The organism is Paenibacillus sp. BK033 (genome assembly GCF_004345425.1).
GTDB lineage: Bacteria > Bacillota > Bacilli > Paenibacillales > Paenibacillaceae > Pristimantibacillus.
This window is the reverse complement of sequence record NZ_SLVP01000011.1, coordinates 67230-82140: the sequence shown is the minus strand read 5'-3', so window position 1 is coordinate 82140 and position 14911 is coordinate 67230. Positions and strand designations below refer to the sequence as shown.

General features: G+C 53.0%; 12 protein-coding genes. 7 read left to right on the top strand and 5 right to left on the bottom strand.

The features are described from left to right. The first annotated feature begins 28 nt into the window (after positions 1-28). Genes EV294_RS26160 through tatC form a run of 4 tightly spaced genes read left to right on the top strand, consistent with a single transcriptional unit; the run spans position 29 to position 2648 of the window. Positions 29-520 carry a MogA/MoaB family molybdenum cofactor biosynthesis protein gene (locus EV294_RS26160; protein ID WP_132312268.1) on the top strand — a complete coding sequence of 164 codons (492 nt, stop codon included), beginning with the start codon at positions 29-31 and terminating at the stop codon, positions 518-520. Further along, positions 517-1536: a molybdopterin-binding protein gene (locus tag EV294_RS26155; protein WP_132312266.1), complete on the top strand. Its 1020-nt coding sequence runs from the start codon at positions 517-519 to the stop codon at positions 1534-1536. Before EV294_RS26160 ends, EV294_RS26155 begins: the two co-directional genes overlap by 4 nt. A gap of 41 nt (positions 1537-1577) precedes the next feature. Further along, on the top strand, positions 1578-1799 hold the full coding sequence (locus tag EV294_RS26150) for a twin-arginine translocase TatA/TatE family subunit (protein ID WP_132312264.1): 222 nt from the start codon (positions 1578-1580) through the stop codon (positions 1797-1799). 36 nt (positions 1800-1835) lie between these two features. Further along, complete coding sequence (gene tatC / locus EV294_RS26145; RefSeq protein WP_243711803.1) at positions 1836-2648, top strand: twin-arginine translocase subunit TatC; 813 nt, start codon at positions 1836-1838, stop codon at positions 2646-2648. Positions 2649-2724: 76 nt separating this feature from the next. Here tatC and EV294_RS26140 read toward each other — a convergent pair whose 3' ends face one another. Continuing rightward, positions 2725-3960: a sugar phosphate nucleotidyltransferase gene (locus tag EV294_RS26140; protein WP_132312262.1), complete on the bottom strand. Its 1236-nt coding sequence runs from the start codon at positions 3958-3960 to the stop codon at positions 2725-2727. A gap of 262 nt (positions 3961-4222) precedes the next feature. On the opposite strand from EV294_RS26140, the gene glgB reads away from it, so the two are divergent. Next, positions 4223-6253: a 1,4-alpha-glucan branching protein GlgB gene (gene glgB / locus EV294_RS26135; protein WP_132312260.1), complete on the top strand. Its 2031-nt coding sequence runs from the start codon at positions 4223-4225 to the stop codon at positions 6251-6253. A gap of 28 nt (positions 6254-6281) precedes the next feature. Beyond that, positions 6282-7715: a glycogen synthase GlgA gene (gene glgA / locus EV294_RS26130; RefSeq protein ID WP_132312258.1), complete on the top strand. Its 1434-nt coding sequence runs from the start codon at positions 6282-6284 to the stop codon at positions 7713-7715. A 40-nt stretch (positions 7716-7755) separates the two neighbouring features. Here glgA and EV294_RS26125 read toward each other — a convergent pair whose 3' ends face one another. The 4 genes from EV294_RS26125 to EV294_RS26110 all read right to left on the bottom strand — a co-directional run bounded on the left by EV294_RS26125 (position 7756) and on the right by EV294_RS26110 (position 13918). Beyond that, positions 7756-9504: an alpha-glycosidase gene (locus EV294_RS26125; RefSeq protein ID WP_132312256.1), complete on the bottom strand. Its 1749-nt coding sequence runs from the start codon at positions 9502-9504 to the stop codon at positions 7756-7758. Positions 9505-9546: 42 nt separating this feature from the next. Further along, on the bottom strand, positions 9547-10350 hold the full coding sequence (locus EV294_RS26120; RefSeq protein WP_132312254.1) for an SDR family oxidoreductase: 804 nt from the start codon (positions 10348-10350) through the stop codon (positions 9547-9549). Positions 10351-10763: 413 nt separating this feature from the next. Further along, entirely contained in the window at positions 10764-13070 is a 2307-nt protein-coding gene (locus tag EV294_RS26115) for an FAD-dependent oxidoreductase (protein ID WP_132312252.1), read from the bottom strand. Positions 13071-13108: 38 nt separating this feature from the next. Continuing rightward, the gene (locus EV294_RS26110; protein WP_132312250.1) at positions 13109-13918 is read right to left on the bottom strand and encodes a phytanoyl-CoA dioxygenase family protein; all 810 of its coding nucleotides are present in this window, start codon (positions 13916-13918) and stop codon (positions 13109-13111) included. 137 nt (positions 13919-14055) lie between these two features. On the opposite strand from EV294_RS26110, the gene EV294_RS26105 reads away from it, so the two are divergent. Next, positions 14056-14847 (top strand): AraC family transcriptional regulator, encoded by a 792-nt coding sequence (locus tag EV294_RS26105; protein WP_165930813.1) that lies wholly within the window; start codon positions 14056-14058, stop codon positions 14845-14847. Positions 14848-14911: the final 64 nt, after the last annotated feature.

Below are 14911 nucleotides of genomic sequence, written 5' to 3'. Positions count from 1 at the left end.
AACGGATAAGGGATGGGAGGAATAATAGATGCGGTGGAAAGTAGCGATATTGACGGCAAGTGACAAAGGCTCGCGCGGGGAACGCGAAGATACAAGCGCACAGGTGATCCGCGAGCTGGTAGAAGAGGAATTGGGCGGAGAGATTGTCGATTACCGGATCGTGCCTGACGAGCAGGACGAGATTATCGCGGCAATTATTGAGATGACGGAATATTATCAGGCGGATCTGGTGTTAACGACTGGCGGAACGGGGCTCGCCCCAAGGGATGTCACTCCGGAGGCAACTCTTAAGGTGGTTGACCGTCTTGTGCCGGGTATTGCGGAAGCAATGCGGATTGGAGCGCTGCAAAAGACCCGACGGGCTATGCTGTCCCGCGGAGTATGCGGTATTCGCGGACAATCCCTTATTATCAACCTGCCGGGCAGTCCAAAAGGCGTGCACGAGAGCTTGATGGCCATTATGGACCAGCTGCCCCATGCACTTGAGATTATTTCCGGAACTCACGGTGATCACGAATGAGCGGAACGGAAACGATACTGAAGGAAGTTCCGGTTCGGGATGCGGTAGGCCTCAGGCTTGCTCATGATCTTACGCAGATCATTCCCGGACAGTTCAAAGGACGGTTGTTCAAGAAAGGCCATGTCATCACGGAAGCGGATATTCCAAGCCTGCTGGACATCGGCAAGGAGCATATTTATATTATGGAGCTGGGCGAGAGCGAGCTTCATGAGGATGACGCCGCCATGCGGATGGCGAAGGCGCTTGCCGGAGAAGGAATTGCACTGTCCGATCCTCATGAAGGCAAAGTCAGCTTGAAGGCCTCCGCGCAAGGTCTTGCGGTAGTAGACCAGTCTCTTGTGGAAGCGATTAATGAGCTCGGAGAGATCGCCTTGGCGACCGTGAAGACCAATAGCGTCGTACAGGAAGGGCGGGCTCTCGCTGCGACCAGAGCGATTCCTCTTACCGTGCCTAAAGCAAAGGTTCGAGAGGTGGAAAGACTGGCAGCGGAATATACAGCCGCCAATCAAGGAGAGGCCCCTCTTCGGGTTATTCCTTTCCGCAAGCTGCGCGCGGGACTTCTGACGACCGGCGGAGAAGTGTTTTCCGGCCGTATTCAGGATAAGTTTGGTCCGGCCGTCCGTTCCAAGCTGGAAGCGTTTGGCTCGGAAGTGGCCGAGCAGCGTTTCGCTCCGGACGACCGACAAATAATTGTCAAGGAAATACACTATTTGCTAGAGCAACGTTATGATATGATACTAGTGACCGGCGGAATGTCGGTTGATCCTGATGACCGGACACCAGGCGCGATTAAAGCGTCCGGGGCGGATATTGTCAGCTACGGCACGCCGATGCTGCCGGGCTCGATGCTGCTTATGGGTTATTTGAACGGCGTGCCGATATTGGGATTGCCGGGCTGCGTCATGCATGATCCGTATACTTCCTTCGATGTACTGCTGCCTCGTATATTAGCTGGTCAGACTATCGTGAGAGAAGACATTGTCCGTATGGGATATGGCGGTTTGAACAACGGTTAGTGTAGTACATAAGCGTATAACGATGAGGAGGAAGATCGAGGATGTCGGGAATTGGCGCAACAGGATTTATTTTGCTTGCAATTGTCGCTTTGCTGCTGTTTGGACCAAACAAGCTGCCTGAGCTGGGACGCGCATTTGGACGCACGCTGAAGGAGTTTAAAGCGGGCGCAAGAGATATTATGGACGATGAGAAGGATAACAAACGGGTTGAAGTGAACCGTACGGAAAATATCGAAGTGGATAATAAGCGGCTTCCGGACTAACCGGGCCCGCTTTTTTGCTGAAAGGGGGCTAAAAAGATGAGTACATCACAAAACAATGCTTCCGGACAGAGCTTTGACCGGGCCCGAATTCGCGAAGAGGGCTTGATGCCGCTGTTTGAACATCTTGGGGAGCTGCGGAAGCGGATTATTTATACGCTGATCGTCATCGTTGCAGGCCTTATTATCGGACTCGTTATTGCTGAACCGGCCTATAACTTCCTCATGGAGCAGGAGCCGGCCAAAGGCTTGCAGCTGCACGCGTTCTCCTTGTGGGACGGCATCGGCATTTATATGAAATTTGCCTTTGTTATCGCCCTATTGCTGGCTATTCCGTTCACCGCCTATCAGCTCTGGGCTTTCGTGAAGCCCGCGCTTAAGCCAAACGAACAACGGGCAACGATTAAATACATACCGTTTGCGCTTATCATGTTCCTGGTGGGACTGGCGTTCTCGTATTTTGTCGTGTTCCCGCTGGCCTTTCATTTCACGCGAAAAATTTCGGCGAATCTTAATCTGGAAGAAACGATTGGGATTACGCAATATTTTTCCTTTATGTTTAATATTTTGATACCGATTTCACTCTTGTTCGAGCTGCCCTTGGTTATTATGTTTCTGACCGCAATCCGGATTCTTAATCCGGTAAGGCTCCGCAAGATGAGACGGATTGCCTATTTCTTAATGATCTTAATAGGGGTAGTCGTGACACCGCCGGATTTCGTATCCGACAGCTTGGTTGCGATCCCTCTCATCATTCTTTATGAGATAAGCGTGCTGCTATCCGGAACGGTATACAAGAAGCAGCTTGCCGCTGCCGCGAAACGCGAAGCGGAGTGGGCAGCAGGGCAATAAGCCTTCGTACAGCAAAAAGACCTTGGGGATTGGATTTTCGTTCCCAAGGTCTTTTTGTTGCTGTACATCCTTCGGATTAATAACTAAGGGCATTATCTTTGTATAGCTCGCGCCCGGCCAACAAAGCGGCAAAAGTCTCGCGGCTTGAGGAAGCGGCGGTCTTGCGTCCGGAGGCAACCCGTTCGCCCGGGCCAACGACGGCGACTTGCTCCGCCTGAGGGGCACCGATAACCGCTCCGTCCTCGATAACGGCGTTTTCCCCGATAATCGCCTTATGAATACGGACATTGCGACCGATCCGTGCACCCGGCATAATGATGCTCTCGTATATAAGGCTGCCTTTGCCAACATCGGTACCGTCGCTGATAACGGATCGCTGCGCAATACCTTCCATCCGGCAATTGTCATGAACAATGCTGTCCCGCTGCACGGACCGGTTTCGGAGATGAGGACGCAATGAGCTTGGGCGCTTTTGGCTGCTGCCATAGAGAGGCCAATGCGGCTCGGAAAGGCGCAGCGTGCCGTCGATCAGCTCCATATGCGCTTCCCACAAGCTGTCGACCGTGCCGACATCCCGCCAGTAGCCTTCGTAAGGATAAGCCGTCAGGCTCGCACCGTCCTGCAGCAGCATAGGAATAATATCTTTGCCGAAGTCATGGCTGGAAGCAGGATTGCCGGCGTCTTTCAGCAGCACCTCCTTCAGCTTGTCGGTACGGAACATATAAATGCCCATGGATGCCAGGTTGCTCCTTGGAGGGGAAGGCTTCTCCTCGAATTCAACTACGCTGTAATCCTCGTTCGTGTTCAAAATGCCAAAGCGGCTTGCTTCATGCCAAGGGACGCGCTTTACCGCAATGGTAGCGGCAGCTCCGCTTTTGACATGCGCCTCCAGCATCGGCCGGTAATCCATTTGATAGATATGGTCGCCGGAGAGAATGAGAACATGCTCCGGATCATGCTGCTCGATATAGCTTAGATTGCGATAGATGGCATCAGCTGTCCCTGTATAACATCCGTTCGGAGATGCAGCGGAAGCGGGCAAGAGCGCAATCTCGCCCAGATGCTTGGGCTGAACGCCGTTCAGCCATGCCTCTCCTCCTCCGATATGACGGTGAACGGTGTCCGCGCAAAATTGGGTCAGCACGCCAATCCGCCGAATACCCGAATTCATGCAATTGCTAAGCGGGAAATCAATCATCCGGTACTGATCCCCGAAGGGGACAACAGGCTTGGCCAGCGCCGTTGTAAGTGGTGCAAGCCGTTTGCCTTCGCCGCCTGCCAATAACATCGCCATACAATTCATCTGTTTCATTCTATATTCCTCCAAGCTTTCTCGTATTAGGATGGTATAATCGAAAGTGTCCTTGTAACATCTGCTTACACCGGAACTTCCGTCTTTGAAACAGCTGTTTCTATAAAGCTATTAGCGGGTATTAAACTTTCTGGAATGTGTTTTTTGGCTTACGAAGCAAGAATTGCCGCCAGAAGCATGCGTCAATTCTTTGAGCAAATCCTTACGAAGCAAGAATTGCCGCCAGAAGCATGCGTCAATTCTTTTTAGGAGGTTGGAAATATTGAAACGAAGCATCAAGCTAAGCGCAGACGATATTTATCAATTTCACGAAGGAACATGGCTGAACAGCTATCGGAAGATGGGCGCGCACTTAACGGTGGAAAAAGGGCGCAGCGGCGTTCGGTTCACGGTATGGGCACCAAACGCAAATCGTCTTGCCGTCGCTTCGGACCGAAATAGCTGGGACGGGTTCAGGGAAGCCGGCTATGAGCTGGAGAGAATCGGGGATTCCGGAATATGGAGCGGGTTTATCGAGGGCTTTGGCGATGGAGATTTGTATAAATACGATATAGAGACGAAAGCGGGAGGCAGACAGCTGAAGGCCGATCCGTATGCGTTCAAGGCTGAAGTGAGGCCCCGCACAGCCTCGGTCATCTGTTCATTGGAAGGTTATGAATGGCAGGATAAGAGCTGGCTTCGCGGACGCAAGCCGCTGTTTGGCCAGCCGTTAAATATTTACGAGGTGCATGCCGGTACATGGCGGCAGCATCAGGATGGCCGGCTGTATACGTATGAAGAGCTGGCGGAGGAGCTGCCCGCCTATGCGGCGGAGATGGGATACACCCATATCGAGCTGATGCCCTTGGCCGAGCATCCGTACGACCGTTCCTGGGGATACCAGGGCACGGGCTATTTTGCCGCTACAAGCCGGTACGGGGAACCGCAGCAGCTGATGGCTTTCGTAGACCGGTGCCACAGCCTGGGGCTTGGCGTTATTTTGGATTGGGTACCCGGGCATTTCGCGAAGGATGCGCATGGACTGCGTCTTTTTGACGGCAGCCCGCTATTCGAGAATGCGGATCCGCTGATTGCCGAGAAGGAGCAGTGGGGAACCCTTGCCTTTGATTACGAGAAGCCGGAGGTATGCGGATTCCTGATCTCGAACGCGTTGTTCTGGCTGGACGTTTACCATATCGACGGTTTTCGGGTAGACGCGATTACAAGCATGCTGCTCCGTAACTTCGATCGTCCGGACGGGCGTTGGCGGCCCAACCGGCATGGCGGCAAGGAGGACTTGGAGGCGGCAGCCTTTTTGCGGAAGCTCAATACGGTGGTGAGGGCGCATTTTCCTCATGCGCTTATGATGGCGGAGGAGTCGCATGCTTATCCGGGCGTAACGGTTCCTCCGGAGCAAGGCGGGCTTGGCTTTACCCATAAATGGAATATGGGCTGGATGAACGATACGCTGAAGTATTTTGCGCATCCGCCCGAAGAAAGAGGCAAACATCATGGCCTGCTGACGTTCCCGATCTGGTATGCCTTCGACGAGAGATATACGCTGCCGCTGTCCCATGATGAGGTGGTGCACGGGAAGAAGTCCCTGCTGGATAAAATGCCGGGCAGCTACGAGGAGAAGTTCTCGGGTCTGCGGCTGCTGCTTGGTTACATGATGACCCACCCGGGGAAGAAGCTGTTGTTTATGGGCGGCGAATTCGGCCAGTTTATCGAATGGCGCGACGAGGCGGAGCTGGACTGGCTGCTCCTCGAGTATGAGCAGCACCGCAAGCTGCAGGATTTTGTCCGCACATTAAACCGTTTGTATATAGAGCAGCGTTCATTGTGGCAGCTGGATTCCTCGCCGAAAGGCTTCGAGTGGATCGATTTTCAGGATGAGGGGCAAAGCGTCATCGTATACAGGCGAAAAGGCAGGGCAAACGGGGAGTCGCTGATCATCCTCTGCAACTTTCATTCGCATGCCCATGCGCGGTACCGGATAGGCGTTCCGAGCCAAGGCGGCTATAAAATATTGCTGAACAGCGACAGCGCCGCTTACGGCGGCTCCGCATTCATGGAGCTTGCCGCCGCCGAAGGAACGGTCGTCCGCTCGGAGCCGATTGTCTGGCATGGGCGCAAGCATAGCATCGAGCTTCCGCTTCCGCCGCTTTCGGTCGTCGTATTGAAGCGCGAGAAGGAATCGCGGGCCGCCGTGCGCATGGAGCAGGAGCCGCAAACCATGCATAAGGAGCTTGCTCTCCCGGTACCGGGCAGCAAGCGCAGAAGCCGGCAGAGGGAACGGATTGCAAAGGTATAAGAGTCGAGAGCCAAAGGGGAGATGGAGCTTGAAGGTATTGTTCGTGGGGGCGGAATGCGCCCCGTTTCTGAAGACTGGCGGGCTCGGCGATGTGCTTGGCGCGCTGCCGGCCGCACTTAAACCGTTAGGAGCGGAAGCGCGCGTCATGCTGCCGCTTTATACCTCCATTCCGGAGCGTTACCGCTCGCGGATGAAGACCATTGCGGAGATTCGGGTATCGGTCGGCTGGCGGTATGCGTATTGCGGAATTAGAGAGCTGGAGCATGACGGCATTATTTATTATTTTCTCGACAATGAGCAGTATTTCAAAAGAGGCTCCGCTTACGGGCATGACGACGACGGGGAGCGCTTCGCCTTCCTTTGCCGGGCCGCGCTGGAGGCTCTTCCCGCAATCGGATACTGGCCGGATCTCATCCACGGCCATGACTGGCACACCGGGATGATCCCGGCGCTGCTGCGCCATCACTACAGCTGGCGCCGGGAATACGCGGGCATTAAGACCGTATTCACCATTCATAACCTGCAATACCAGGGCAATTATCCGCCTCATGCATTGGGCGATTTGTTTGGTCTGCCGCCGCATTATTTGACGTATGACCATGTGGAGTTTTACGGAGCGGTCAGTTTTATGAAGGCCGGCATTCAGCTGTCCGACCGGGTTACGACCGTAAGCCCGTCATACGCTTGGGAGATTACGACGCCGGAATACGGCTGCGGCATGGAAGGCACGCTACGAAGCCGGGGGGACAGCCTGGTTGGCATCGTAAACGGAATTGACGACGTTTTGTACAATCCGGCATCCGATTCGCAGCTGCAGGCCCGTTATTCGGCGGATTCCCCGGAGGCCAAGCTGGTCTGCAAAACCGCTCTCCAGTGGGAGCTTGGCCTGCGCGAGGATGTTGAAGTTCCGCTTATCGGCATGGTGGGCCGGCTGACGGACCAGAAGGGGCTTCCGCTGGTGCTGGAGCAGCTGGACGAGCTGATGAACAGCGAGAACGTCCAGCTTGCCCTGCTTGGAACGGGCGATCCGCATATGGAGCATCTGTTCCGCGAAGCCGAGTTGCGTCACAAAGGAAGGGTCGTCTCCTACATTGGCTTTGACGACGGTCTCGCCCGCCGGATCTATGCCGGCTCGGATTTGTTTCTCATGCCGTCGCAATTCGAGCCTTGCGGAATCAGCCAGCTGCTTGCTTTGCGTTACGGCAGCCTGCCGATTGTCCGCGAGACTGGTGGCTTGCGCGATACGGTGCACAGCTATAATGAATACACCGGGGAGGGTAACGGCTTTTCTTTCGCCCCCTATAACAGCTGGGACATGCTCTATACGGTGCGAAGGGCCTTAGGGCTCTGGAGGGACCAGGAGATTCGCGAAAAGCTGCTGACCCGCGCTTTGCGGGGCGATTACAGCTGGAGCCGTTCGGCGCAGCAATATAAGGAGCTGTATGAAGCGCTTTTGCCATGACTAAAAAGGGGTGCCGGATGAATCCGGCACCCCTTTGCATTTATTCGATTTTACGCCAAACAATCCGGTAGCCGTTAGGCTCGAGCCCGATAACAAGCTTGCCGTCAGGGTTGTCGATCGGCTCATCGGTTAAGGCATCGCGCCATCCGCCCTCGTTCATCGGATGAGACAGCTCGGCCGGCTCGTCCGACCGGTTCATCCAAATCGTAAAATGCTCCTTGCCGTCCAGCCGCTCGTAAATAAGCGAGCCGCTGTCTTCATCGGCTAATAGAACGCGGAAACGGCCGCTGCGAAGGGCGGCACGCTCCTTCCTAAGCGAGATGAGCAGTTTGTAGAAATCAAACAGCTCCCGATTCTGATCTTCTTCGTTCCACGCCATGCATCTGCGGCAATCCGGATCCTCTCCGCCCTCCATGCCAAATTCATCGCCGTAATAGACGCAGGGCAGACCCATGGAGGTCATCATATAAACAACGGCTTGCTTAACCCGGCTCGCATCACCGCCGCAACGCGTCATAACGCGCGGAATATCGTGGCTCGACAGCAGGTTGAACAAGGTCTCGTTCGTCTGCTGCGGATACCGCATGAGCAGCCGGTTCATGTTTTCCGCGAATCGGGCCGGCGAGATGGAACGGTCGGCGAAAAAGCTAAGCACCAGCTCCGTAAACGGATAGTTCATGACGGAATCGAACTGGTCGCCGAGGAGCCAGCGCAGCGAATCGCTCCATACTTCCCCGATAATAAAAGCTTCCTTATTAGCTTCCTTAATGGCTGCGCGGAAATCACGCCAGAAGTGATGGTCGATTTCGTTCGCCACATCCAGCCGCCACCCGTCGATTTCCGTTTCTTTCATCCAGTTCACGGCGGTTTCGATCAGATACCTTTTCACATCCGGATTGGCCGTATTCAGCTTTGGCATATTGCCGTAGAAGCCGAAGGTATCATAGTTCGGTATGCCGTCCCGAACCTCAACGGGGAAGCCGTTCAGATGAAACCAGTCTTTGTATTCCGAACGCTCTCCCTTCTCCAGCACATCCTGGAAAGGCGGAAACTGTTCGCTCGCATGGTTAAACACGGCGTCCAGCACCACGCGAATGCCATGGTCGTGACAAACCTGAACAAGCTTCTTCAGGAGCTCCTTGTCCCCAAAGTGAGGATCCACCTGCCGGTAATCGGTGGTATCGTATTTATGATTGGAAGGCGAACGGAAAACAGGAGTCAAATAAACGGCGTTAACGCCCAGCTCGTTCAAATGCCCGATGCGGTTTATAATTCCCTGCAGATCCCCTCCGAAAAAGGATTCGCCTTCCGGCTGTTCTCCCCAAGGGATTGTACCTTCCGGGTCGTTCGTCGTGTCCCCGTTCTCGAAGCGATCGGGCAGGATCTGATAAAAGACCGCTTCCTTGGCCCATTCCGGAGCTTCAAACAGATCGATGGGATGAATGTAATGCGCTTCGAAATAACCGCCTGCGGGCGCAGGCTCCTCCTCCGAGAAGCCGTCCTCGGTCAGCCAGATCGTTTCCTCTCCGCTATGAAGCCGGAAGCCATAGCTGAATCGTTTGAATTCAGGCCGGATAACGGCCTCCCAATAATCATGAAGGCCATCCGCCGCGATGAGATCCATTTCGACTTCCTGGCAATGATGGTCCCAGTCATATTTATCTCCCGCAATGGCGACAACCCGCTCGACATCGTTACGTTTGGTTTTGATGCGCAGATGGAACGTTTCCGGATCGTAGGCATACGACCATCTGTGGCTGGGGGAATGATAGATGCTTTCTCTTTGCAAAACGGGTCATCTCCTTTTCTCTATAGCTCCATTCAACCTGGTTTAGCCGCGCAGCAGCGATTCTGCCCCGTCGATATAGACCGAAGTCCCCGTAATGTGACTTGCTTCGTCGGAAGCGAGAAACAGCACGAGATTCGCAACCTGCGCGGGCTGCCCGGGCCCATCCTCAAGCGGCTGGCCGCCTTCCGGGAATTCAACCGGGATCCGAATTTCCTCGAGCTCCGGCTTGGGCTTGGTGGATTGATCAATGTTTGTCGAGATGGCCCCCGGACAAATGGCATTGACGCGGATCCCGTATTCCGCCAGCTCCAGAGCTGCCATACGCGTAAAAGCGGTCTGGCCGGCCTTCGAGCTGCTGTAGGCGCTGAAGCCGAAATTCGAGAACACGCGATTGCCGTTGATGGAGCTCGTTATAATGATGCTGCCGCCTTTTTCCTTCAGAAGCGGGACCGCGTGCTTGACGGTCAGGAACGTCCCGGTCAGATTGACGTTGATCGTAGCCTCCCATTCCTCCTTGCTCATGTGCTCGATGGGGGATATGGTGCCGTTAATGCCTGCGTTGGCAAAAACGATATCCAGCTGCCCAAAAGCGGAGATCGCCTTTTCGTAAGCTTCCGCCATGGAATGGTCGTCGGAAATATCGGCTTCGACGGCGATGGATTTGGCTCCAAACGCTTCGGCCTCGCGGCAGACAACGGCAAGCGTCTGCCGATTGCGGTCTAGAAGCACGAGATTCGCTCCTTCTTCCGCGAACCGGATCGCGGCTGCCCGTCCGATACCGGAACCGGCACCGGTAATGAGGGCTACTTTTCCTTCAATGCGTCTAGCTGTCGAATTACGGGACATGGTACATCTCTCCTTTTTGGCTTTTGCTAGTTAGTACACGGAATTCCGCAATCGTTAAACAGGCAGTCGTTATAAGCTGCGCTTTCGTCGTGCATCGGGACGTAAGGGCTATTCTAAGATCAGATAAGCCCGAATAGCTAATTGGAACAGAATACTCCTCATGGGAGAGGGAGGTCCGGATGAAGAGTCATCGTATCAGGATCGGAGGAGATAGCATGAGCTTCCTGGAGATTATTGCCTTGCTCACGCTTCTATTAAAGATCGTTGAGTTGACTCGGAAAAAGGACTAGTAATTTTGTTCAAAAAAAATGGAGGGGCCTTAAATGGCCGTCCTCCATTTTTATTTTGAAAAAAGAAAAGACAAACCTATGCCTTTTTGAAAAGGATCAATAGGTTTGTCTACATTCTACTTTTTAACTATAACAACGGATTTCATAAACAGCCGCTGACTGATCTCCGTTCGTGGCAGAAACCGTCAAGCGAATGCGATCGGTCTGAATGGCCTGATCCAATGTATGCTTTACGAGACGCTGGTAGTTCCCTTCAACGCTAATGATTGTCATCCATTGACCATCCGTATACGCCTCAATCGTATAGTTCTTAGGACATTGTGGATCCCGGTAAAACGGCTCATAGCGGTGATATTCCTGAAGCAAGTGCCCGGGGAAAGTCGCATGAATTTCCCGAATGGATTGCGGTTGTTCCCATTGCAGCTGCACGTATTGCTCCAGCGGGTGAGTTGGATCGGACATCCACATATTCGTGTATTGTTGCGGGCGGGTTACCCCGCTTGTGACGTTGGCTGCGCCATAACACTGTTGAGCCGGCGCAATGCGGTAACTGAGCGTGCCTCCGTCATTTAGATAACGGCGCATTTTTCCATTGCCCATATCGTAAGCAGAAACATGACCTGGCAGGATTGTATTAGCGGAATGCCACTCTACCAACGGATTAACGCCCAGCTGAAGCTGAATGAAACGGCTGCCAACAGTAGGATCGAACCAATTCAGCGGCCATTCCACCCAAACGTATTTTCCAACGGGAACGGTCAAAGTCGTTTCGGCGTAAACGGCTCCCGTGTCCGTGCGATAGTCCCAAATGTGATCTACCGGAATTATTTTAGCTGCTATCTGCTGGGGACGATCCGAGTTATTGCTCAAGCAGACAGAGATCGTCTCAATGCTGCCTTTCTCGATTGCAATCCATTGACCGCGTTTGAAGGTAAGCGGTTCAGCCTTTTTCTTTCTGGCTTCCTGTTCAGCTTTGGAACGGAATCCGAATGTGAAATCGCGGCTGTCCGGTCCGACGCCATGTATGGATGCCGTACTGCTGGCGCTGATCACGGCTTGCTTGGCAAGATCCATCGCATCTTCATTCTTGTAGTTAGGAAGGAAGCATCCATCGCGAAGGAGCGTTTGCTGCAAATTCACGATATGCTCGCCAGACATGTCGGACAGGTCCAACCGGTTTTTCAACGCATAAGCGGCGCCTGTGCCTGCGGCTTGCCCCATCAGAGCCGTAGTTGACATAACGCGGACAGTTCCTAGAGCCGCGTGGGTAACGCTCACATTACGACCAGCCATCATCAAGTTGCTGATATCTTTGCTGACCATGATGCGGAATGGAATACCGTAAGGCCCGCAGTAGCTTTTTTGCGCATATTCGCTAGTTTCGTTATAACCTTCGGCACTAGCAGGCTCCGCTGTCGGAGCCAGAAGGCCTCCAGGGGTGTGAAGATCGACGAACCAACCGCCATAGGCGATTTCGTCCTCGAATACGGTACGATTCTGAATGTCGTGCTCGTTCATGAAGTAGCGGCCGATAATACGGCGGCTTTCCCGCTTGCCCGGCACTTGACCAATCCAATCAAGGGCAAGGTTTGCCGTTTTTTCTTTTAGCAGCGGATCGCGTTTTTTCATCCAATCCCATATGCCGAGGGTATGTCGGGTCAGCTCGTGGCGAATGTTTTCGTTATCATACACCGTGTTGTAAGGAACGCCGATTTCAATCCACCAATAACCGGATTCGGTATCGTAGAATGTGCGTCCCTGCTTGTAAAAGAAGTCGGCATCCTCGTGATGGACAGCCCAGTCAGGTGCTTTGAAAGGTACCGGACGTCCCATGTCTTTGGCGCGGAAATGGATGGAGTTACCCATCGTATCGGAACTGGCAGCGAGAGGAGCATGAGGCTCGTTGAACTCATCCCGCCCTTCGGAGCCCCAACGCCATTCGCAGCCTGCCATGTCAGCGACTACCCCGTCGCCCGTACAGTCGATGAAGATATGTCCGGTGATTTCAAGCTCGGTTTCCGCGTTAGCAATCGTTGCCTTAATGGAAGCGAGTTTACCGTCCTTCACTTGAACGCTGTTTACGGACGTATTCAAATGGAAGCTTAGATTTGGCGTTTTTACCGCCATGTCGTACATCACCATATCCCATACGCTGTTCGTCCAACCGTTTTCGCGGATTTTCTCGTGATTGACGGCACGTTCTTCAATAAGAAGCTCCGAAATAATACCCGTTTCTCTTCCGTAAGCATGAAAGTTGGCAGCACCGTGCGGCGTTACTCGTATTTCAGAGGAGCTGTTGCCTCCAAAAACAGGCCTGTCTTGAATAAGGCAGGTTTTAGCGCCGCTTCTTGCCGATGCCACAGCGGCGCAAAAACCAGCGAGACCTCCGCCGCAAACGACAACGTCAAACTCTTGTTGAATAGATTTCATATTATCCTCCTAAATATGTCCAAGCTTATGAAAAGATATTATCCTTTTCGCTGGACTAACTCGCTTAAAGGAAGCATGGAGATGTCTGGCACGTAATATTTAAAGGGGTTCGAATCAATAACGCCAAGCAGCTGTTTTTGATACGGCGTCGCCTTCTCAAGCAAACGCGGAGAAGCCGTATGATAATCGATCGGACGCATCCAGATAGGGCTGTAACCCATGAAGAGCTGGCGTCTTGTATACGGGGAATGGTTAGGCGCAGCCGAATGCCACAGGTTCTGGGCGAAAATAAAAACATCTCCCGGCTTGCCGCAAATCTGAACTTCCCCCTCAAGCTTTTGTCTGGTATCCGGAAACTCCGGCTGATAAGGCCGGTTGTGAGATCCCGGCACTACTTTTGTGTTGCCCCGGTCAGGCTCCGACATATCGCTTAGAATATAGCAAGCCTTCACGTAATAGAGCCCGGTCACTCCGCCTAAAGAAGGGAACTGCGGGTGAGGTCCGTCCTGATGCCAATTAATAAAGCTCTGCGTCGCCGTATCCAAATCCAAGGGATTCGGTTTGCGGATCGTTAAGTGCGAGATATGCAGCTGAATATTGTGGCCGAGCAATCGAACGATTAGAGGGAGTATCGAGGGCTCATCCATCAGCGCGGCAATCTCGTCATGACGTTCGACACTGTTATACAGGTTATAGGCCAGCGCGTCAGGCTCCTTAGCCAGCAGCTCATCCACCGCCCGGTTTATACGCTCCACTCGCTCCTGCGGCAAAACGTCCCGTAACAGTAAATAACCGTCCTGTTCAAATTGCTTTGCATACGCTGTAAGATCCATCTGATTCACGATCATACATACCTCCTACAGTTGATTTTTGATTGACTTGCAAGATGACTTATACAATATTTAATTATATGAATTTATTTTTTTCTTGAAATACACAATATTATAAGATTTCTTATACAAAATTTATGAGTGTGGTGATTGTTATGATAGAGCCGTGGGAGCTCGCCGCGCAGGTTCATCATCATTTCTTCAAGGATCATGCCGATCGCTTCTTGCTAGAGCATTCCCGTTATGAAGAATGGGTGTTATTTATTGTCGAGGATGGCAGCTTCGAATTTGAATTTGACGGAACGAAGGGGACGGCCGCAGCCGGCGAATTAGTTCTTTTTCCTCGCCTAACGAATATTTACCGGAAAGTATTGACGCCGCTATCCTTCCACTTCTTCATTTTCGATTGGTTGAATTCGGCCGAGGAGGAGAAAGAAGCGTTCAGCCGGATTCCGAGAGGAAAATTTCAGGTTTATGATGCTTCGCGGCTCCATTCCACGCTAGCGCAGCTCCGAGCGGTCTCCGAGAAGCCGGATCCGCTGTCGGTCGCTAGAAGGAACCATATGTTTAAAGACATCTGGCTGACCTATTGGTCCGGCGAATCCGAAATGCTGCCCAACAGCCGCGATCCGCTTATGAATGAGAGCCTGCGGCGTATCAGGCAGCAAGCTTTGGGCAAGTTCAGCTTGAAAACGGTCGCGGACGAGCTGCGGTTAAGCCCCTCTCAATTCACGCAAAAGTTCACGAAGCAATTCGGAAAAAATCCGATGGACTACGTCACGGAGCTTCGTTTGCAGCAAGCGCAAAAACTGCTCAAGGAAACTTCCCTGCCGATGTCGGCAATCGCTTCCCGCTGCGGTTACGAGAACGAATACTATTTCAGCCGTATATTCAAGCAGAAAATGGCCGTCTCCCCGTCTAATTACCGTAAAGCATTTCGGATTTAAACGGGCCAGCCATGATTGAGCCGAAAGTTGGTTGTCATCGCCCCAAAAGCGATCAACACTTCTA

Excerpts from the sequence above, each read along its gene's own strand:
- tatC (WP_243711803.1), top strand. The coding sequence starts at position 1,836 with ATGAGTACATCACAAAACAATGCTTCCGGACAGAGCTTTGACCGGGCC.
- EV294_RS26150 (WP_132312264.1), top strand. The coding sequence starts at position 1,578 with ATGTCGGGAATTGGCGCAACAGGATTTATTTTGCTTGCAATTGTCGCT.
- EV294_RS26160 (WP_132312268.1), top strand. The coding sequence starts at position 29 with ATGCGGTGGAAAGTAGCGATATTGACGGCAAGTGACAAAGGCTCGCGC.
- EV294_RS26105 (WP_165930813.1), top strand. The coding sequence starts at position 14,056 with ATGATAGAGCCGTGGGAGCTCGCCGCGCAGGTTCATCATCATTTCTTC.
- EV294_RS26115 (WP_132312252.1), bottom strand. The coding sequence starts at position 13,070 with ATGAAATCTATTCAACAAGAGTTTGACGTTGTCGTTTGCGGCGGAGGT.
- EV294_RS26155 (WP_132312266.1), top strand. The coding sequence starts at position 517 with ATGAGCGGAACGGAAACGATACTGAAGGAAGTTCCGGTTCGGGATGCG.
- EV294_RS26140 (WP_132312262.1), bottom strand. The coding sequence starts at position 3,960 with ATGAAACAGATGAATTGTATGGCGATGTTATTGGCAGGCGGCGAAGGC.
- EV294_RS26120 (WP_132312254.1), bottom strand. The coding sequence starts at position 10,350 with ATGTCCCGTAATTCGACAGCTAGACGCATTGAAGGAAAAGTAGCCCTC.
- EV294_RS26110 (WP_132312250.1), bottom strand. The coding sequence starts at position 13,918 with ATGATCGTGAATCAGATGGATCTTACAGCGTATGCAAAGCAATTTGAA.